This window comes from Flavobacterium sp. (assembly GCF_050696275.1).
In the GTDB taxonomy this organism is placed as follows: Bacteria; Bacteroidota; Bacteroidia; order Flavobacteriales; family Flavobacteriaceae; genus Flavobacterium.
In genome coordinates this window covers 34,097-55,629 of the sequence record NZ_JBOGUT010000011.1, presented here as the reverse complement: position 1 = coordinate 55,629, position 21,533 = coordinate 34,097, and the positions used below count along the sequence as shown (strand labels likewise).

Here is a 21,533-nt window from a genome sequence, read left to right as displayed (position 1 = left end):
AGCCCGACCCGGAAGCATGAAGGGTCACGCCCTAATTATTTTATTGAAAGAAATTCCAGACCAGACCAAATCGAATCACAAAATCTTTATACGGATAGTCCGGTGCGGAATAGTAATTGCGGCCTGTAAAACCGGAATTAAAATGTTCTGCCTTGAGAAAAATCCTCGTTTGGCGCACACGGGCGTTGACAAAGAAGTCAATCATAGGAAAATCGCCTATCTTATCCGTGTTTTGAACATAAAACTCCCCAATTAAAGGATTGTAGTTGTTTGCACTGTATTTTGAAAAGTATTGAAATGTAAACCCTGTTTGCAGATACAATGCCTTCTTAAAGAAATAATCCGTGTAATACAAGGTATTTCTGGCCACAATTTTCGGTACATTTAAAATCGCATCTTCCTGAGAAACTTCCTGATACAAAATGGTGTTATCGAGGGCAAATTTTCGGAACCTGAATTCCTTTCCGACTTTTACCGAAAGATAATTAATGGTTTTATCGTACTGTTTTGGTGTTGAAATAATAATGGTATCCGAAACATCATCATCACTGAAATACAAATAATCGTCAAGTGTACTTAATTGCGCTTCAGCCGATAACCACTGCGTATTCGCCTTTAACTTAAGGGTGTTTATCTTCTCGTTATTGAAATTATTCTTCCAATTGTAACCTATAAAATCACTTTGATACAACGTATAATTCAAATCCGGAATTTTACTCAAATTAAGGTATTGTGCCGAAAAATAATTCTTTTCATTGAGTGTATACTTAGCCGAAATATCTAAAGTGGAAAAAGCCTGTTTTGAAATGGAGGTTGAAAACACTGCAGATCCGTTAATCTTGTTTTTAGTATAAAAATACTTTCCGCCTATTGCGTTGAGTTTATTGTTATTTGCATTAGGGATTGCAACCTGATTATTGGAGACAACATATTTGTCATAAAAATAATTGTATTGAAAATCTTCAATAAAAAAATTAAAATTCCCAATTAACGAGTTGGAAAATGTAGCGCCCAACTTATTATACATTATATTGTTTTTGGTCAGATCACGGTAGTCTGAAATGAGATACGCATCACCAAAATGGTCCGTTTCTTCTTTTTTCTTAAACTCGAAAAACTTGGTTTCGTAACTGAATTGGTGGTTCAATGAGACGTTGTTGGAATTGTCATTTTTGTTGATTCTAAAAGCGTGATCAATAAAATAGCGCTTCCCTTTTAGAAGTGAGCTCGCATCTTCAAAATAAACATCCAGTCGTGCTCTTTCTGTAAACTGGGAATCCCCTGATTCAAAATCATCCCGATTAATTATCCCTCCGTTTTCATTGTTTAAAATGTCCTGAGCAACAAAATGAAAATTGGCGGCGTATCGTTTATTTTTAGTAAAATAACTGGTCGTAAATCTGAAATTACCCGTACTCGATAACGAATTTATATATTTCCCCAAGGAGCGCAATCCTTTATAAGCAATAGAGAAATTAAGATTTTCGGATGTATTTAATGTAATGAAAGCATCCAGTGATTGTCCTTGTTCCAAAACGGTTTTAAAGTACAATTCAGTTAATGGTGTGGCAACTGAATAATAATTGATATCTGCTGCTTTGGTACAATCAAACTGTTTGGCCTTGAATCCGAATTCAGGATAGGCACTTTGCTGCTTCAAACCAAAATCTAAAGTAGTATACGTTTGCCCATCATTACTAAAAGGCAGTAATCCGAAATTGTCTTTTCTGAGGTAATTGAATTTATACTCCTTCTGAATGGTCAGGGAAGTATCAACGTATGTTGTATCTTTTTCTAACGTTACAATACGATACTTATCAATAGACGCTTTAGGGTTTTCTTTAGGCACATCTCTTAACGATTTTCTTATGGTGTCTTTGCCCACCGGATTCACTTCTTGGGAGAATCCAAAGAAAGGGATAAGCAACAAATAAAAAGCAAATAAGTACTTCATGTTTTAATAATCAATTGCAAAAATACACATTTGAAATTACTAATATACAAAGTAGTATTAAAAAAAAGGCTGCCAAACGGCAGCCTTTTAAAATATGTAGTACTAAAAATTAGTAACCAGGATTTTGTTGGATAACTGAGTTAGCATTTGTCTCAACACTTGGTATTGGCAAAGCAAATCTGTAATCATTAACCTGTAAAGAACATGCGCCGTTTGTTTCGCAATCTTTAGGATCTCTTAAAATCCCTTCTCCAGCTAACGTTCCTAATCTTTTCAAATCGATGAAACGGTAACCTTCAAAAGCGAACTCAACTCTTCTTTCCTTAAGAATGTCTTTCCAAGCAGCAGTAGCATCAGCATAAACAGGAAGAAGCTGTACAGAACTAAATCTAGCATCTCTTATCGCTTTTACAGCAGTCGCAGCAGCTGGCAAATTATTTGCAGCAACATAAGCTTCTGCTCTGATCAAGTACATTTCACTTAATCTCGAAATCTTCATGTCATTTACTAAGTTTCCTGAATCAGTTCTACCAGGGTATTTACGGATAATCAATTTATCAGTCTGTGGATAATTTGAACCACTTGTAGCATAATTTGGATCAATAAGTGAAGATGGACTAACGTTAGTTGAGTAACGAACATCAGTAAGTGCATTAGGCAACATGATATTGAATAAAGATCTTCCTACTTCAAAGTATGGAGCACCATTAATAGTTGCATTAACATTTGCCCAAATATTTCCGGTTTTTGTCTGACCTGTTGTTTTTTTCAATTTGAAAATAACTTCAACACTTGCAGGTTGGTTATCCGTGTGGAAAACATTTTTGTAATTAGCAAAAGTAGCTAATGTTAATCCTGAAGTATTAATAACATCGTCAGCAGCGATTAAAGCATTTGGATAATCCCCTCTTAAAGCATATGAACGTGCTTTAGTTGCTTTTGTAAAATTAACATTTGCAAATATAGGATTGGTTTTAGGCAAAGTTGTTACAGTTGCATACAAATTCTCAGCAGCTAGTAAATCCTGATCAATCAAATTGTAAACCTGACCATTTGATACTCTCGCAGGAGTAATAGTCGTTGGAAAAACATCATTAGACAAAGCAACTCCTAATGCATTTAAATCTTTAGGATTTGTTGAGAAGTAAGCAATTAATTGATTATGACAGTGTGCTCTTAAAGTAAAAGCCTCCGCTTTCAATTTATTAATCAACTCTTGATCAACAGCATCAACAGCCGTAACATTGTTAGAGAATTTAATAACCCTGTTAACAACAGCTAAAGTAAAATAGTTTGCAGTCCAGATATTAGCCGGAGACGCAGAACCTGAATTCAAAAGAAAAACATAGTTATTTGTCAAACCTTGCCCACCGTTAGCAAAACCGATACCAACTTCATCAGTAAAAATAGAAGAAAACTGAATTTCTTCAAGCGGAGTCAGTAATGTATAAGCTCTGTTCATTAACTTTTGCAAATCTGCAGAATTCTGAACCGCTACTTCTTCAACTTGTGCTCCCGGGATATATGGCTCTAATAAACCGTCATCACATGACGAAAGAAAAAAGAAACTACTAAGAAGTAGTAATTTACCAATATTTTTCATAATAATTATTTAATTAATTTATAAAATTAAAATCTAATATCTACACCAAAAGTATAAATTCTCGGAGTTGGATATTGTCCTTGATCAGCAGCTCTATCACTTTCAGCATCAAAACCTTTCCATTTAGTGAAAGTTACTAAGTTTTCTCCTTGTAAAGAGAAAGAAGCATCAGTCAAGAAAGTATGCTCTAAGAATTTTTTAGGCACTCTGTATCCAACTTGCAAATAACGTAATCTAACATAAGATGCATCTTTTAAGAATCTGTCTGAATCATTCGTTCCAGTACCTAAATTTGTTGCATTTAACGATGGTACATTAGAATCTGTATTAGTAGGAGTCCATGCATTTAATAAATCTGGAGAAACAACAAACTGACCAATTGAGTTTGGATCGTATAATCCTTCTAAATCAAAGTCAAATCTGTATAATTTTTGTGCATAAGTGAAGTTGGTTGATGCGAAGAAACCTTTGTAATCAGCATCAAAACCGAAACCACCAACATATACAGGGTTTTCAGATTTACCAGTAGAAACTCTATCAGTAGCAATACTAGGAGTTTCTGTTAAAGTTCCATTAGCAGATACAAATAACAAGTTTCCGTTTAATGGGTTAACACCAGCGTAAGGAATAGTATAGAATTCTGAAACCTGACCACCATTTTGTGTTATAACATTTCCATTGATGATTTTACCATCATTCAATTTAATTCCGTCCACTTTATTCTTATTGTAAGCTCCGTTACCTCTAAGCGTGAATTTGAAATTATCATTTTTAACTAAATCATAAGCTAAGTTTAATTCAACTCCTTTATTAACTACTGTTATATCAGAGTTTTTATTAAGCTGCGCTGTACCACTAACAGGAGAAACAGGGTCAATGTTAAACAAATCAACTGTTTTTTTGTTATAGAAATCTACATTTCCTCTAACTCTGCTTTTGTATAATTCGAAATCCAAACCAATATTAGATTGTTTTGTAACTTCCCAATGTAAATCTTGGTATCCGAAGTTAGGTACAAGTACTGATTGACCATTGTAAGTATTTCCAGCAGTTGCAGAAGTCACATAGTTATCAACAAATCCTGGAGGAATGTTTCCAGCAAAAACTGATCCGTCAACAATTCTTTGATTTCCAGTTTCACCATAAGAACCTCTTACTTTCAACAATTGAAATAATGATTGGTTTTTCATAAATGACTCGCTAGTAACATTCCAACGTCCACCTACAGACCAAAATTCTCCCCATTGTCTTTGTGGACCAAATTTAGAAGAACCATCAAATCTATAAGAACCAGTCACACCGTATTTACCGTCAAAATCATAATCTAAAATACCAAAATACGATATTAAATTATTTTTCAATTTTGAAGCAGTAGCTTGTGGTCCGTAGAAATCATGAGCAGGTACGTCAGCCAAATATCCAGTTCCAGCTCCAGGTACAAATGTTCTTGGATCCAAACCTCTTTGTCTAACATTGTTTGCATTTAACTGTTGGAAGTTATACTCAGAGTTCAACAATAAGTTAACTGTATGTTTCTCAGCAATAACTTTCTTGTAATCTAACTGCCATAAGTGGTTAAAATAAAACTCTCTTCTGTTGTTGATATCTTCAAATCCATTGAATTGAGCAGCAGGATCTAAGAATAAAAACGAGTTGAAAGAGATTGGGTGCTGAGATTGCACTAATCTTTGGATGTTAAGCTCCCCAGATGTTCTGGTTCTAGCCGTAAGATCTTTAAACAATTTATAACTGAATTCAGTAGTACCGATGATACGTGTTTCATTTGTATCATTAGTAAACGTTTTCAACTTATCAATTAAGAATAATGGAGTATACAATAATGTTCCATTAGCCTGATACATATCAAATAAATCTTGAGAACCAGTATATTCTGAAGGGCTCAAGTAAGGTAAACTTTGCATTGCTCCAATCACATAATTTTGATTGATTGCTCCAGTTCCTAAGTTAGTCGCTTCATTGTTTTTAGAAAAACCGATCGACACACCAGTAGAATAATTGAATTTGTCGTCGCTTGATTTTCCATTTAAGTTATTACGGAAAGTAAATCTTTTTAAACCCGTAGATTTTAAAACCCCTCTTTGATCAAGGTAGCTTAAAGATGTATATGAACTTACATTTTTTCCTTGAGTTTCCACACTAAACTGATGATCAGATGTATGAGCAGTTTCGAAGAAATAATCATTCCAATCTGTATTAACAGCGTCAGTATAATCTAAACCTGTTACAGGGCTAAAATTCACCGCACCAAACATTTCCAATTCTAAATCAAGATTCTGTCTAGAGTTAGCATAGTCATATTTTGATTTTTGCAATTGAACCAAACCTGTAGTACCTGAATATCTGAATTTTACTTTATCACCACTAGTTCCACCTCTTTTGGTTTTAACTACGATAACACCATTAGCTCCTCTGTTACCATAAACTGCTGTTGCTGATGCATCTTTCAATACAGTTGCAGATTCGATATCACTTGGGTTAATACTTCTGAAGTTATCTCCATTTGTAGGCATTCCGTCAATCACATACAACGGATCACTATTTCCATTCAAAGAACCTAAACCACGAATAATTACAGTACTTTTTGCACCAGGCTGTCCTGATCCTGAAGAAATGTTCAAACCAGCAACTTGTCCTTGTAACGTCTGTACGAAAGAAGCATTAGGTCTGTTTTCGATAGTTTTAGCTTTGATTGTTGTCTGAGCAACTGTAGTAGTTGATTTAGTTGTATTTCTATACCCTTCAACAACAACTGTTTCAAGAATTTGAGTATTATCCTGCAATTTAACAGAAATAACTGTCGTTGCACCTACTACTCTAGTTGTTTCATTCATTCCTAAAAATGAATAAACTAAGGTTTCACCTTCTTTAGCTTTGATAGAATAGCTTCCATCAAAATTAGTCTGCACTCCACGTTGTGTCCCTTTAACCACAACATTTACTCCTGGTAGTGGCCCGGAGGCATCAGTTACCACCCCTGTAATCGTTTTCTCCTGAGCGAAAGAAAACTGCATTGTAAACGCCAGTAAAAGCGTAAAAATCCATTTGAACTTTGATCTCATATTAATTTTATTTGAGTTAGTTATTCCGCAAACTTCTTAATAATTTCTTAAATAACAAAATAATACCTCTTATTATTCCCTTTTTATTTAAGTTAAAGTTTTTGGAGCAAAATTTATAAAAATCTTAGTCACACAACAAAAAGATGGCAAATACAATAAAAGGTTGCGTCAAAATTTATATTTTTATCAAAATTTAATTAATGCTAAAGAGTAATTATTCCGGTTATCTTTTAGAAGCCGGAACTGATGAAGCCGGCCGTGGATGTCTTGCGGGACCTGTAACAGCAGCGGCTGTAATTCTACCGGAAGGCTTCGAATCTCTATTATTAAACGATTCAAAACAGTTGTCAGAAAAGAATCGGGAAATCATAAAACCCATAATTGAAGAGTGTGCCATTTCATTTGCGGTAACCCATCTTGAACCGCTAATAATTGATGAAATAAACATTCTTAATGCATCTATAAAAGCGATGCAGGAAAGCATTTGTAAGTTAAAACCTACTCCTTTATATATTATCGTTGACGGAAATCGCTTCAAACCTGTCAATACTATCCCGCATACTACTATTGTTAAAGGAGATTCGAAATATATGAGCATTGCTGCAGCCTCTGTTTTAGCAAAAACTTATCGAGACGAATACATGAACAGAATCCACGAAGAATTTCCCATGTACAACTGGAAACAGAACAAAGGTTATCCAACAAAAGAACACAGGGAAGCTATTGCTAAATATGGCACAACAAAATACCACAGAATGTCATTCAGACTACTGCCTGAACAACTTAAATTGGAATTATAAAAAAAGAGGTTCATAACGAACCTCTTTTTTTAATCTATCATTTCCGCTTCAAATAAGTCAGAAAAATGCTTTATTATTTTTCGCTTTACCTCCTGTTCATCAACTTCTTTTTCAAGCTCAACGTGCATTGAAGTCACCGCTTTTCCCTTAATCCCACAAGGAATGATATTATCAAAATAACCCAGATCTGCATTTACATTAAGTGCAAAACCATGCATGGTAACCCATCGTGAAGCACGAACTCCCATAGCGCAAATTTTTCTGGCAAACGGAGTTCCAACACCAAGCCAAACTCCGGTTTCTCCTTCACTCCTTGTTCCTATTATACCATATTCTGCTAAAGTGAGAATAATGGCTTCTTCCAGAAAACGTAAATATTTGTGGATGTCTGTGAAAAAATTTTCCAAATCAATAATCGGATAACCTACAATTTGTCCCGGCCCGTGATACGTAATATCACCACCTCTGTTTATTTTATAAAAAGTAGCTCCTTTGGCTTCCAATTGTTTTTCCGAAAGCAGCAGATTAGACATATCTCCGCTTTTTCCTAAAGTATACACATGCGGGTGCTCAACATAAAGAAAATAGTTTGGAGTCTCATCCTCCCGCTCTTCTCTTCTGTTTTTAATTTTAGCTTCTACGATTTCCGCAAAAAGTTCTTCCTGAAAATCCCAAGTTGCTTTGTAATCCTTATTTCCTAAATCTTGAAGTTGGACTTTTTTGTTCATTTCAATTTATTTTGTAAATTCAATTTCAAAATTCAACTTCTCTGGGTTGTCCATATATTCGTTAAACGGATATTCGACAGTTACCGTTTTTCTGTCCTCAGAAAACAATGCAGTGCTATTGGATATACTTTTTACCGGTTTTGGAAAATGGTATTTGATTACATATTTGGAAGAAGCATAAATCATCTTATAACTTTCAGCCATAGAATCGTTTTCAACTTTCTTGATGGCATTTTTATCAATAATGGCTTTACGAATGAATTTTTTGCCATTATAAGAGTATTTCAGAATAGAATTATTACCTCCAAATCCTCCCGAAGGAGCCATAGGATTCCCTTGCATTTTATTCTTACCCACGTTTTGGAAAGCATTCATATTTGACATCGCATCCTGTAATTCTGTTACATTCTTGAAATCAGTATTCATTGAAAATAAAAATTGTTGGGCTTTCAAATCCATTTTCATTCTCATATTGAATTTTTCAAGTTTTTTCAACTTTTCTTGTTCTTCTTTCGGAAGTTTGGAAATACTGTCTTTTTTGGCTGCAAACAGTTCTCTGAATGAAAAAACTGAGTCAATGCTCTTCTCATTACGAACCGAGTCTTTCGGAATCATAGCCATCATACTGGAACCATCCATATCTAAAGTATATTTCCCGGAACCGTCGGGATTGATATAAATATCTTCTGTAAAGGTGCAGCTGGTTAAGCTTATTATTGAAAATAATAGAAATAATACTTTTTTCATTTTATTTAATTTTCCTCAAAAGTACAAAAAGTTTGCCAAACAGCCCTGATTACTGCCACACCTTGTACAGTGAAAAGCAGGAAAAAATTTCTGACAATTCCCGAAACATTCGCTCCAAAAACTTTGTAACTTTCTGACTTTGCGTCTTTGAAACTTATATAGTATCTTTGCACGCTTAAAATAAATAAGAATTATGCAACTTTCAGAACAAGAAATCATCAGAAGAGAGAAATTGAGCAAGTTGAGAGAACTTGGTATCAATCCGTATCCAGCAAATTTGTTTCCCGTAAACCATACGTCGAAGCAGATAAAGGACGCTTTTGAAGAAGGTAAGAAAGTCATTGTAGCCGGCCGTTTAATGAGTGTTCGTGACCAGGGAAAAGCTTCTTTTGCCGAACTTCAGGACAGCGAAGGCAGAATTCAGGCTTATTTTAACCGTGATGTGATTTGCGAAGGTGATGACAAAACGTTATACAATACAGTTTTTAAAAAATTAACCGATTTAGGAGATTTTATAGGAATTGAAGGAGAATTATTTACCACTCAGGTTGGCGCAAAATGTATTCGTGTGTCTAATTTTACTTTTTTAAGTAAAACGTTACGCCCATTACCATTACCAAAAACCGATGACGAAGGAAACGTATTTGATGCTTTTGTTGATCCGGAATTGCGTTACCGTATGCGTTATGTAGACTTAGTGGTAAATCCGCAAGTGAAAGAAGTTTTCATGAAAAGAACGAAATTGTTCACTGCCATGAGAACCTTTTTTAATGAAGCCGGTTACATGGAAGTGGAAACTCCTGTTTTACAATCAATTCCAGGTGGAGCAGCAGCTCGTCCGTTTATTACGCACCACAACAGTTTAGATATTCCATTGTATATGAGAATTGCGAATGAGTTGTATCTGAAAAGATTAATCGTTGGCGGTTTTGACGGTGTGTATGAATTTTCAAAAAACTTCCGTAACGAAGGAATGGACAGAACGCACAATCCTGAATTTACAGCCATGGAAATTTATGTAGCTTACAAAGACTACAACTGGATGATGGAATTTACAGAAAATTTATTGGAATATTGTGCTAATCAGGTAAACGGAACTTCTGATGCTACTTTTGGTGAACACAAAGTGAGTTTTAAAGCACCTTACGCCAGAGTAACCATGACCGATGCTATCAAGCAATTTACTGGTTTTGATATTTCAGGAAAAACCGAAGCAGAATTATTTGATGCTGCGAAAGGAATGGGAATTGAAGTCAATGAAACGATGGGTAAAGGAAAACTGATTGATGAAATTTTCGGAGCAAAATGCGAAGGAAACTTTATTCAGCCTACATTCATTACTGATTACCCGAAAGAAATGTCGCCATTATGTAAATCACACCGTGACAATCCGGAATTGACAGAGCGTTTTGAATTGATGGTTTGTGGTAAAGAAATTGCCAATGCGTATTCGGAATTAAATGACCCAATTGACCAACGCGAACGTTTTGAAGCACAAATGACATTGGCTGCCAAAGGTGATGACGAAGCAACTGGTATTATCGATGAGGATTTCTTACGTGCTTTAGAATACGGAATGCCTCCAACTTCCGGCTTAGGAATTGGAATGGACCGTTTAATTATGTTCTTAACCAATAATGCTTCAATTCAGGAAGTATTGTTTTTCCCGCAAATGCGTCCGGAGAAAAAAGCTCCTGAAATGTCAACGGATGAATTAGATATTTATTCCTTAGTAAAGGAAGGCGAAATGGTACTTTTAAATACAGTAAAAGAAAAATCCGGATTTAGCGGAAAAAAATGGGACGGTACTATCAAATCATTAACTTCTAAAGGATTTATGAAAGTAACTAAAACGGAAGAAGGGTTGTTTTTAGAGAAAAACTAAAAACAAGTAAAGCCATATAATAAAAAAGGAACTCGATTGAGTTCCTTTTTTTACACCTAAACGTTCGGTCAATTGCGTTTTAAAAGCAATGACAATCCTAAAATACCAACGATTAAAACGCCTAAAGCAGCCAGCACCATTGACAGATCGCGAATGTTTTTTCCGGCCCATTCCATAAATAGGAATTTATGAAAAAATGCAAACGAATAACCTTCAACCCTATCGCTGTCAGTAATAAAAGCGGCAAGACGGGAAGTTCCGGTTTCTATAAAAAGCGTTTTATTCACTTCCGATTCAAAAGCAACTTTCACTACCGGCAACCGTTTATTTACAAATCCGTATTCTCTGTTTTTAAAATCAGTAACCGATTCTGTTTCTTTTATTGTCTCTTTGTTTTCTGAAACTCCTTCAGAAGAACTATCCATTTCACAGCAGTTTTTCCCTTTTCCTGAGACCTTTTCATTGAAATAATTTGCTAAAAATCGGGCATACTCAAAATCAATTCCTTTGTTTTCTTTTTTTGAAACCGAATTGATATATTTCACCTCAGTCTTGTCATCATGGGCAAATTGGCATCTGTAAAAAACCGTGTCCTTATATTGTATCAAACTGATATTTCTAAAATCATTTACTGATGAAAGCCGATTGATTTCTGCCGAATCAAAATCTGAAACTTTAAAAACCAGTTCATAAACCATATTTTCAAACGGGATCGGATCCCATTTCTTGGTAGCATGATATCCTCCGCTAAAAGCAAACAAAAGAGTAAATAAAGCCAAAGCCAATCCGGTTTGACGGTGGTACTTTCTTTTTTTTGACGCTGCATCCTCAATTTTTACTTTTTTAAACTGTTTCCAGAACAACCCGTAAATCACAATTCCTGAAAGTGCCGAAAAACCGATAATAGTAAGCAAAAAAAGCATTAAACAAATACGAACCGAATTATTGCTGACAGCATCAATAAAAGACCAATTATGGAAAGTGTCAAAAAACCAGATAAAGAATTGTCTTGATTTTGGGTTGAAAGTGGCCAGCTTATCTGTTGCGGTTTCAACATAAACCTGCATCTTATCAGATCTGTCAAAACTAATTTTATGTACCGGAAGATACCGATTCACATACTTATACTGGGAATTGAATTCCGTCAGGAGCTCTCGATTTTCAACTGGGCTTTTTGGGTCATCCAAAAAATACCGTGACAGCCAGACTGCGTATAATTTATCTCCATTTTGCAATGATTTCCCATCCATTGTATTCAGATACAAAATACTGTCTTTTGCCGTTTTTACCTGATAATATTGATTCCCTTCAAAAGAGACAAACCGGAAGTTTTTAATTTCCTGTATATCGTTCTGAAGCAATGCTTCTTTCAAATTGGTATTAATTTTGGATGAATCTATATTCTTAATCCCTAAAACATCCTTTGCAATTTCAGGCTTAAAAAAATGTGCCATAAAAGGATGCATCAGCCCTGACAAACACCAGAATAAAACCGGAATTATAGTAATAAACGCTACTATTTTATGCCAACTGTATATTTTCTGTTTTAGCTTTTTCAGTAACTTTTTATTGAAACTTTTCTTTTTAGGTTGATTTCTCATAACAGTTCTTTTAAAGTGTTTTAGCTTTATTTTTCAGCGAAAGATTATACTGAATCCCAAACACAAAAGTTCGTGGCGCTGCAGCAGTATAGCTTGGCGCAGACGTTGACATATTTCCTCTGGTTACATTATAAGCATATAATTTATCGGTTAAATTCATAGCATTGGCATACAATTCAACACCTTTCCACTGGTAGCCAATCCTTCCGTTAAAAACGGTGTATCCGTCATATTTTACTGTATTAATCTGATCCTGATACCAGCTTGAAACAAATTGACATTCAATAGCTGTTCTGAAATTAGGCAACCACTTCGGATAATAGCTTACTTCTGAATTTCCTGTCCATTTCGGAGCTGAAGGCATTTCGAATCCATCTAAATTTCGGATTGGATCGGAAGGTTTATCGGAAATTTTAAAATCCACAAAAGTATGCTGAGCCGTTGTTCCTCCCATACGGATTTTAAATTGTTCGTTAAGACAGTAATTTATGGCAAATTCAATTCCCTTATGACGGGTTTTTCCAGCCGACTGATAATCAGTAGAATTATCCGGTTGACGAATATTCAACAATTCATTTTCTCCCTCCATATAATATAAGGAATACTCTATGCTTACTTTCTTTTGAAAGAAGGTCAGCCAGCCACCGATTTCATAATTATCAAATTTTGCCGGTTCCAAATTGTAATAAAATGCGGCAGGATTTCCTGTACTTCCACCCGTTCCCGGTTTTACTCTAAAAACTGAAGTCAGTCCCGGCGGAGAAAACCCTTGTGAATAATTTCCATAAAATCCTGCATAAACAAGCGGATTATAATTCACACCCAATTTAGAAGTAAACTGGTCGTACTTTTTACTTCCGCTTGATTTATCTATATTATTGGTGTAGTCCAAACTCATATCATCATAACGCAAACCACCTGTGACAACCAAATTGGCAATTGGTTTAAAGCTCAGTTGTGCAAATCCGGCTTTGTTATAGATTTTCGCCTCATAATCAGAAAGTTTAACATCCGGGCGCTCGGCTATGATTTCGTAATTATTTACGGTTTGGCCACCAGGATTTAAATTGGCTGTTAAATCGATTTGGTACGCATTATAATTCACGGGAGAATAATCGAAAAGTCCTCCTGCAACTAAGGAAGCATTTAGAAAGCGAAACGATTGATTGTGCTGACCAATAGCGCCATAACTTTTAAAGTTATTAGAATTGATTTCTCCTCTTGCTGTCGTTTGTGTTGGCGTCCAACGGATTCCGTAAGAAGGATTCTGTCCCAATTTGTTATTTCTTGTGAAAGCGGTAAGTGAAGAATGGGAATTTTCATTCCAATCCCTTTCCAATGCTATTTTACTCCGTAACGCATCCGATTTTCTATAGGTAAAATCTGTGGTGCTTTTGTAAGTTCGACTGTAAAAATCAGCCTCGTTAACGCTACCGCTCATGTCTGAATAATATTTTCCGTAAAAAATTGTTCCAATGAGTCGAGTCTTGTGATTCAGATTATAATCTATTCTTGCATTGATATTATCCTTATTATAATCCGAAAATGTCATCCAGGAGTCTTTCTGTAAACTCGAAAGACCGGCGATATAAAAGCCAACTTTACCAATCGTTGTCCCTCCTGCTGCCTGAAATCTTCTATAACCGTACTGATCCGCCTGAACTCCAAACTTGAATTCCGGTTGTAAAGCAGGTTTCAGCGAAATAAGATTTATTGCACCTCCCACAGCTTCCGGGCCATAAAGCGACGAAACCGGCCCTTTTACCACTTCAATAGTCTGAAGATTAAACTGGTTTATCTCGAGTAGTGCATTGTGGTTGAAGACTCCCATCGGCCGAATAGGTAAGCCGTCTTCCAAATACAAATAATAGGCATTCGTATTCATTGGCTGACGGATGGCCATCATGTGTTGTTCGTTACCTAAATTAACCATCAAAACACCGGGAGCTTTATTTATAATTTCGGAAACAACGGTAGCTTTTGTTTCATTTATGCTTTTTTGAGAGATTTTAGAAACCGCAACAGGTACTTCTTTTCTTAGCGAAGCACTTCGGCTGGCGGTAACTATGACATCATCAAGCTGTTTTGTATTGGCTGTATCTTTCTTTTTGGAATTTTGCCCATACGCTATTTGCCCTAAAGCCAATAAGACAAGGAATATTTTTTTCATTTTAAAAATTTAGTTATTGCATATTATTTCCTGCTGACAAGAACCAACAAGAACCTATTCTGTTAAAAAACAACAGAACTAAAAATTAAGACAATAATTAAACTGTAGGTGGATGAAAAACAGCATTGCTGATTTGATGAAAATATAAATTAGAATAATTGGAGTTGGTTTCCTTTTGAATAGAAAAATTCAAATTAAGAATCACAACAGTAGTGAATTCTTCCAAAAACAAAACTTCATATTCCTGATGTGACGTTTTTTTACTTTCAGAAGTTGGACTTTCATTATCGGAAGCTTTAGCCAATTCTTTCATCAAGTGACATTTTCCATTACACTTCATTTCAGGCTTCGCTTTGTTTTCACAAAGTTCCTTTACGATATAATCATAATGCAACATGTATTCCAAAACCGGAAGTACCGGTTTCATGATAAATAAGAATACGATGATTACAATTGTTTTCTTCACGGAACAAATTTACTCTTTTAAAAAAAACTTTTACCCGTAAAAACACCCTTTTTTAAAAACCCATTAAACTTTTTTGAAATCCAGTAGTCTTATATTCAAATCATAAATCTAAAAAACATGAAAAAAATCGCATTAGCAATCGCTCTCACATTAGGACTTGCATTAAATGGAACGGCTCAGGAAAAACGATCAATTAAAAAAATGGACTCTGAAAAAATGTCTGCAGAGCAAAGAAACGAGCTTCAATTAAAAAAAATGACATTAGAATTGGATTTAACATCGGCGCAACAAAAAGAAATGGCTGCCGTTATTTCTGAACAAAATAGTAAAAGAGAAGCTAAAATGGCAGAAATGAAGGCCAATAAAGAAGCTAAAAAACAATTAACAGCTAATGAAAAATTTGAGATGAAAAATAAAATGCTTGACGAGCAAATCGAGCATAAAGCTAAAATGAAAAAAATCTTAAACAGCTCACAATTTGAAAAATGGGAGGCAAATCATAAAAAAAGAAATGTCCAAAACCAAAGGATGAGAACACATCGTAAACAAAAAGCCGATAAGGAAGTTTCTGAATAATTTTTGCTTATTTAAAAAAAATGTTTAGATTTGAATCCTATAACTAAACATTTCAGACAATTATGAAAAAACTATTACCAATACTTATGATGCTTTTTGCATTTTCTTTTGGAGCAAACGCACAACAATCTAAAGAAAGAAAACCATTTCCAGAGGAAAAAGCGAAACAGGAGACTTTCGAATTAACTAAAGTAATTGAAGTTGACGGAGCTACACAACAAGCTTTATTCCAACTTTTCTTAAAAAAACATAAAGATTTGGATAATGAAACTGTTAAATTTACTGAAGCAGACAAACAACAATTATCCAGTATCATAGATGCAAAATTAAGAGCTACATTGTCTGACGATCAAATTCAGAAATTGCAATCTGTAGGTTTGTATGAAAAATTAATTCACTAGGATTAATTTAAAAAATAAAAAAAAGGCTCACCTGACAGTGAGCCTTTTTTATTTATAAATCTTTAGAAACTTTATCAATAGCTTTAATTGTAAAATCCAGATCTTCATAGGTTAAGGCATCCGTAATAAACCATGTTTCATAAGCAGATGGAGCAATATAGATTCCTTCTTTCAGCAAACCGTGGAAGAATTTCCTGAAAGTATCATTATCTCCGTTTTTAGCCGAATTAAAATCCGAAACCGGATTGGCGTCAAAGTGAACAGAAATCATAGATCCTACTCTGTTTATTGTATGTGTAATTTTATTATTGTTTAAAACATTTGCAATTCCTTTTTCCAGATAAGCAGTTTTTTCTTCTAATCTTGAAAAAATAGCTTTATCAGAATCTAATGATTGTAGCATCGCCAGTCCAGCAGCCATTGCCAATGGATTTCCTGACAATGTTCCTGCCTGATAAACAGGCCCAACCGGCGCCAGATAATTCATAATTTCATTTCGGGCAGCAAAAGCCCCTACAGGCAAACCTCCTCCGATTACTTTTCCAAAGCAGACAATATCAGCATTAATGTTAAGCAATTCCTGAACGCCACCAGCTGCCAAACGAAACCCTGTCATTACTTCATCAAAGATTAATAAAGTGTTGTTTTCATCACATAGTTGGCGTAATCCTTCCAAAAATCCTTTTCCCGGAGGGATACATCCCATATTTCCAGCGACAGGCTCAATAATTATAGCAGCGATTTCGTTTTTATTAGCTTCAAACAATGATTTTACATTTGCTAAATCATTATAATTTGCAAGAAGTGTATCTTTTGCCGTTCCTGAAGTTACTCCTGGACTGTTTGGCGAACCAAAAGTAATAGCACCGCTTCCTGCCTGAATCAGAAAAGAATCAGAATGTCCGTGGTAACAACCGGCAAATTTGATGATTTTATCTCTTTTAGTATAACCGCGAGCTAAACGAATAGCGCTCATACAAGCTTCAGTTCCGGAATTAACAAATCTGATTTTGTCAATATTTGGTACCATAGAAACAGCTAAAGCAGCAATCTCGGTCTCTAAAGCTGTAGGCATTCCAAAGGATGTCCCTAATTTTGCTTTTTCAATTACAGCATTAACAACTGGCTCATAAGCGTGCCCTAAAATCATTGGACCCCAAGAATTAATATAATCTATTAACTTGTTCCCATCTTCGTCAAACAAATAAGCTCCTTTAGCACTTTTAGCAAAAATTGGAGTTCCTCCTACTGATTTGAACGCTCTGACCGGCGAATTTACTCCGCCTGGGATTACTTTCTCAGCCTCAACAAAAAGCTGACTACTTCTTTGGTATAACATGAATTTATTTTATCTGATTATAAGTATTTGTCCAATGGAAATTGCATTATCGGACAAGTTATTTTTATTTCTTAGTTCTTCTATTGAAACATTGTATTTTTTAGAAATAGAATACAATGTTTCTCCCTGAGAAACAATATGCTGGTTTAAACTTAGTTGTGGTTTATCGGATTCCGTTCTGATTTCAATTTTTGGCTTAACCTGGTAAGCAGTCCCTAAAACTTCGGCATCGTATTGATGCAATTCATACCTTTCAATAAGCCCAATTAATTTGTCCGGGTATTTCGGATCAGTAGCATAACCTGCTTTTTTTAATCCTCTGGCCCAAGCCTTGTAGTCGTCTTTAGGTAATTTAAACAAGGAAGCATACCATGGTCTGCTGGTCAAAAAGTAAGAATGATCGCGATAGGATTCCTCAGCATGTTCGTATTTTCTAAAACATTCCTGCAAACTGTCATCATCATACCGAACGTAAGGACCTGTCCACTCCTTATGGCACTTTATTCCGAAATGATTGTTAGCTCTGCTGCATAAAACTCCTGTTCCTGCACCTGATTCCAATATTCCCTGAGCCAATGTGATACTGGCCGGAATACCATGTTTTTTCATATTGTCTTCGGCTACGTCTTTGAATTGGCTTATATAGTCCAAAACAATTTCAGTCGTTACTTTTATTTTTGATGTAGCTTCCAATGTTTCTGTCTTGGATTTTTTTTCATCAATAACAACATCAGTAGGATTTTCAACTTTACGCTTATGGGGTTTACTTTGCGAAGTTGTCACTTTTTTTGTACTCTTAATTTTTGATTTTGCAGTACCACAACCTATCAGTGTCGATAGTAATAAAAGTGCGATTAGTTTATTCATCAAACATTATTTTAATCATTTTTCTCTTTTCCAGCATTTGATTCATACCTTGAACTCCTTGAAGCCCACCGGTGTGAATCATCAGTATTTTTGGATTTCCCGCAAAGAATCCTTTTTGAATCAAATCCACAACACCAAAAACCATTTTCCCAGTATAAATAGGGTCTAAAGGTATTTTGGTTTCTTTGTAAAACCGATTGATAAAACCAATTAATTCAGGGGTTACTTTCCCGTAACCTCCAAAATGATAGTCAGTATGTAATTCCCAATTCGGATTTTTTGCAAACTTACGAATTTCATCAGTTAAAAAATCACCTTTTAACACAGGAAAGCCAATAACTTTTTGATGTGGCAAAGCGCTATTTATAATACCCGAAATAGTTCCTCCTGTTCCTACAGAACAACAAATAATATCAAAACAGGCATCTTCTTCTGTCAAAATTTCTTCACATCCTTTTATTGCCAACTCATTTGTACCGCCTTCAGGAAGAAGGTAATGACTCCCGTATGTACTTTCTAAATGTGAAATAAATTCGGCGGAATTTTTATTTTGATACATTTCCCGAGAAACAAACTCAAATTGCATGCCGCAATTTTGGGCAAATGACAAGGTCGGGTTTTCTGCTATTTTTGTCGACAATTCCTCTCCTCTTATTACCCCGACACTTTCAATTCCTGCTTCCTTACAGGCAAAAGAAACCGCTGCTATATGATTTGAAAAAGCGCCTCCAAAAGTAATCAGCTTATTATAGCCCAACTCCTTGGTTTTTTGAATATTGTATTTAAGTTTTCTGAATTTATTGCCTGAAACAAAAGGATGCAATAGATCTTCCCGCTTTATAGTCAGGCTGACTGCGCTATCCTCCAGTTTTATATTTTGATTAAACACTTTCATTGATTGATGCAAAAATACATTAAAACAAAAAAGCAGTCCGAAGACTGCTTAAAAAAAATAATTAATTCTTATTTTGTTACTCCTATGCTGACTTTTTGGGTAACTTCACGGTTATCAGCAGTGGTCAATTTTACAATATAAACTCCTTCACTCAGTCCTGAGGTAGTGAATTCATAACTTGGATTTGATCCCAACTTCGTTTTTGTGAAAATTGTTTTCCCTGAAATATCATACAAAAGACAAGACTGTAATGCTATTGCATTTGGATTTTTAATGACTAATTTATTTGCCGTATTGTCTTCAAAAATCTTAAAGTTTGCTGCTGTATTATCTTCAGCAGAAAGAGTCGCATCCTGAAGTGTAATTTCAAAACGGTTATTGTTTACTCCCGCTGGCAGAGAAACTTCGTATTCCGTGTTTTTTATATCATGGTACAATCCTGTTGCTTTATCATGTAAAAAAACATGAGACACATCGTTCACATTCTCCAATGAAGCCACTTGAATTCTAAAAGTAGCGGCTGTATTATTTTTAAAGCCAATTGGAAATACTTTGTCAAGAGCAAAATTTGTAGCGGAATGCATGTACTCCGTATTATTTAAAAACAAATACATATCATACGGTAAATTGGAAGCAATGTCAGCAGATTTTGAATCGGATCTTTCCAATCCATCAGTGGCATCCGGCATAAAAACTAAGGCAATCTGACGGACAGCTCTATTGTTAAGAGAAGCATTTATTCTGATATTTGGCGTCACTTCTCTACTAATCTGAGTATAATCTATTCCTGCAACATTAGGAACCTCTCCATAGTTATTTACTGCCTGATTGTTTGCGTTTCTTTCAAACTGTGAATTCGTAGGAACTCCTTCTCTTCTAAATACCCTGTGTATATTTTTAATTCTAACATTACCCGCAGCAATACCTCTCAACATAAAACCTTGTCCGACCGGAGCAAATTTTCTTTCATACATATTCATAGGTGTAGAATAAACCGGTCCTTGTGTTCCTCCCCCGGTATAAGTATAGAAAGTTGCCGGTGTATAAACGTTTGAAGCACCGTTGTAAACCCCATAACCTCCTCGATATTGTTCTGCATAATGAGAATTAACTGTTTTGTCATGTTCCCAATACAGTGCAGTCCCATCACAAAAATCCGTATTATCCTCATCGGTTAAAAACGTCTGCATATCAATAGCGCTTGGGTAAGGATTCCCTGTTAATGTCATCATTCCGTTTGCCATTGGAACATCAATAGTACCATCATTAGGTTTTCCTCTAAAGTCATAACGTTGAGCACTTCCTGAATTGTTTTGTCCGGCTCCGGTAAATGGCACAGTAGTATCAGAACCACTTGTTCCTTTCATAGTAAATCCTTGGCCGGCATTAATTGTTGAAGCGGCATTAACATATATCCAATCATTATAAGTATTTGACATAGAATATCTGTAAATCCATCGTGCAGCAATAGACAAAGCTCCTGTTCCCGAAGTTCCGTTAGGATTATTACTCGGCAAAATTGTTGCTGCTGTTGTTGCTGTCGAAGTTGTAGGAATACCTAATTGCGGAATCCCAAAAGCATTGTTTCCAGCTCCCGCTAATGCTCCACCTACCGGAGAACACCAATAGTTGTATTGAAAATTATTAGTCGTCCCTTCCTGAAAAACGGACAAATTTCCTACTCCTTTATTAGCTCCCGAACCCGTTGTTCCTTGCAATAATTGGGAATTATTACGCAAATAAACCATACTGCTGGCACTGTTTAATTCGACATCCTGATGCACATAAAGCATCTCGTCATTTACATACACATACGAATTAGGACCAACATACAATTGTGCATTGGCAGAAAGGCCAACAGCAAACAAAATAATTGAGTAGATAATTTTCATAAGTTCTGATTTTAACATTAAAAATACTTAAAAAATATTGTTTATCAAATAATTAAGAAAAATAATTAATTGGAATTTCGTTCTGTAAACCAAATATTCGATGAAACACATACAAAACCCGATTAACTACTTTTACACACTACAATGGTACGGATTCCATCCCATTTTAAAAGAATAGGATTTTATCGACATAGCACCTTCTCCTTTATTCTGACGCTCCGAAACGCCTCTTCTGTAGGCCGAATTGTTCATATGCGAAAATCAAAAATCAATTAACATTTTAAAAATGAATGAATTACAAAGTCCATTCAGGATTTGAAAAAAAAGATTTTCTTTAACTTTTATTAACTCCTATTTTCTTTCAAAAATCATGCTTTTCTATATTCTAAATTTTATTTTGTAATATCTTACCTACAAATGTGTAAAATTAAATGGAATTATCGATGAAAAGTTCTTTTTCTAAGCCAACTGATTGCCAAAATATTAGGCACACTCAATATTAAAATATAATTTTACACCGAATATCATT

At 35.1% G+C, this 21,533-nt stretch carries 16 protein-coding genes; 4 read left to right on the top strand and 12 right to left on the bottom strand.

Going from position 1 to position 21,533, the window contains the following annotated elements:
* Nucleotides 1-40: 40 nt before the first annotated feature.
* The 3 genes from ACRDEC_RS07735 to ACRDEC_RS07725 all read right to left on the bottom strand — a co-directional run bounded on the left by ACRDEC_RS07735 (nucleotide 41) and on the right by ACRDEC_RS07725 (nucleotide 6,637).
* A complete protein-coding gene (locus ACRDEC_RS07735; RefSeq protein ID WP_431497765.1) occupies nucleotides 41-1,954 on the bottom strand; it encodes a putative porin in 1,914 nt (637 codons plus the stop codon).
* A gap of 109 nt (nucleotides 1,955-2,063) precedes the next feature.
* Nucleotides 2,064-3,557, bottom strand: coding sequence for a RagB/SusD family nutrient uptake outer membrane protein (locus ACRDEC_RS07730; RefSeq protein ID WP_431497764.1), 1,494 nt, complete (start codon nucleotides 3,555-3,557; stop codon nucleotides 2,064-2,066).
* Between the two features lie 26 nt (nucleotides 3,558-3,583).
* Nucleotides 3,584-6,637, bottom strand: a complete 3,054-nt coding sequence (locus ACRDEC_RS07725; RefSeq protein WP_431497763.1) for a SusC/RagA family TonB-linked outer membrane protein — start codon at nucleotides 6,635-6,637, stop codon at nucleotides 3,584-3,586.
* A 200-nt stretch (nucleotides 6,638-6,837) separates the two neighbouring features.
* Here ACRDEC_RS07725 and ACRDEC_RS07720 point away from each other — a divergent pair, with 200 nt between their 5' ends.
* On the top strand, nucleotides 6,838-7,437 hold the full coding sequence (locus ACRDEC_RS07720) for a ribonuclease HII (RefSeq protein WP_431497762.1): 600 nt from the start codon (nucleotides 6,838-6,840) through the stop codon (nucleotides 7,435-7,437).
* A gap of 29 nt (nucleotides 7,438-7,466) precedes the next feature.
* Here ACRDEC_RS07720 and lipB read toward each other — a convergent pair whose 3' ends face one another.
* Together lipB and ACRDEC_RS07710 are read right to left on the bottom strand one after the other, a co-directional pair.
* Nucleotides 7,467-8,165 (bottom strand): lipoyl(octanoyl) transferase LipB, encoded by a 699-nt coding sequence (gene lipB, locus ACRDEC_RS07715; RefSeq protein ID WP_431497761.1) that lies wholly within the window; start codon nucleotides 8,163-8,165, stop codon nucleotides 7,467-7,469.
* 6 nt (nucleotides 8,166-8,171) lie between these two features.
* The gene (locus tag ACRDEC_RS07710) at nucleotides 8,172-8,912 is read right to left on the bottom strand and encodes a hypothetical protein (protein WP_431497760.1); all 741 of its coding nucleotides are present in this window, start codon (nucleotides 8,910-8,912) and stop codon (nucleotides 8,172-8,174) included.
* A 193-nt stretch (nucleotides 8,913-9,105) separates the two neighbouring features.
* Between ACRDEC_RS07710 and lysS the strand changes: the two genes are divergently transcribed.
* Nucleotides 9,106-10,797, top strand: a complete 1,692-nt coding sequence (lysS, locus tag ACRDEC_RS07705; RefSeq protein ID WP_431497759.1) for a lysine--tRNA ligase — start codon at nucleotides 9,106-9,108, stop codon at nucleotides 10,795-10,797.
* A 68-nt stretch (nucleotides 10,798-10,865) separates the two neighbouring features.
* On the opposite strand, the gene ACRDEC_RS07700 is transcribed toward lysS, so the two are convergent.
* From ACRDEC_RS07700 to ACRDEC_RS07690, 3 genes are all read right to left on the bottom strand, one after another.
* Nucleotides 10,866-12,398: a PepSY domain-containing protein gene (locus ACRDEC_RS07700; protein ID WP_431497758.1), complete on the bottom strand. Its 1,533-nt coding sequence runs from the start codon at nucleotides 12,396-12,398 to the stop codon at nucleotides 10,866-10,868.
* 10 nt (nucleotides 12,399-12,408) lie between these two features.
* Complete coding sequence (locus ACRDEC_RS07695) at nucleotides 12,409-14,568, bottom strand: TonB-dependent receptor (RefSeq protein WP_431497757.1); 2,160 nt, start codon at nucleotides 14,566-14,568, stop codon at nucleotides 12,409-12,411.
* 97 nt (nucleotides 14,569-14,665) lie between these two features.
* On the bottom strand, nucleotides 14,666-15,034 hold the full coding sequence (locus tag ACRDEC_RS07690; protein WP_431497756.1) for a hypothetical protein: 369 nt from the start codon (nucleotides 15,032-15,034) through the stop codon (nucleotides 14,666-14,668).
* Between the two features lie 117 nt (nucleotides 15,035-15,151).
* On the opposite strand from ACRDEC_RS07690, the gene ACRDEC_RS07685 reads away from it, so the two are divergent.
* On the top strand, nucleotides 15,152-15,610 hold the full coding sequence (locus tag ACRDEC_RS07685; RefSeq protein ID WP_431497755.1) for a hypothetical protein: 459 nt from the start codon (nucleotides 15,152-15,154) through the stop codon (nucleotides 15,608-15,610).
* A 62-nt stretch (nucleotides 15,611-15,672) separates the two neighbouring features.
* Entirely contained in the window at nucleotides 15,673-16,011 is a 339-nt protein-coding gene (locus ACRDEC_RS07680; RefSeq protein ID WP_431497754.1) for a hypothetical protein, read from the top strand.
* 52 nt (nucleotides 16,012-16,063) lie between these two features.
* Here ACRDEC_RS07680 and hemL read toward each other — a convergent pair whose 3' ends face one another.
* The 4 genes from hemL to ACRDEC_RS07660 form a co-directional block, all read right to left on the bottom strand.
* The gene (gene hemL, locus ACRDEC_RS07675) at nucleotides 16,064-17,350 is read right to left on the bottom strand and encodes a glutamate-1-semialdehyde 2,1-aminomutase (RefSeq protein WP_431497753.1); all 1,287 of its coding nucleotides are present in this window, start codon (nucleotides 17,348-17,350) and stop codon (nucleotides 16,064-16,066) included.
* A 9-nt stretch (nucleotides 17,351-17,359) separates the two neighbouring features.
* Nucleotides 17,360-18,217 (bottom strand): glucosaminidase domain-containing protein, encoded by an 858-nt coding sequence (locus ACRDEC_RS07670; protein WP_431497752.1) that lies wholly within the window; start codon nucleotides 18,215-18,217, stop codon nucleotides 17,360-17,362.
* A complete protein-coding gene (locus ACRDEC_RS07665) occupies nucleotides 18,210-19,112 on the bottom strand; it encodes a 1-aminocyclopropane-1-carboxylate deaminase/D-cysteine desulfhydrase (RefSeq protein ID WP_431497751.1) in 903 nt (300 codons plus the stop codon). The genes ACRDEC_RS07670 and ACRDEC_RS07665 overlap by 8 nt, the downstream gene beginning before the upstream one ends.
* Before the next feature lie 68 nt (nucleotides 19,113-19,180).
* Complete coding sequence (locus tag ACRDEC_RS07660; protein ID WP_431497750.1) at nucleotides 19,181-21,004, bottom strand: T9SS sorting signal type C domain-containing protein; 1,824 nt, start codon at nucleotides 21,002-21,004, stop codon at nucleotides 19,181-19,183.
* Between the last annotated feature and the right edge of the window lie 529 nt (nucleotides 21,005-21,533).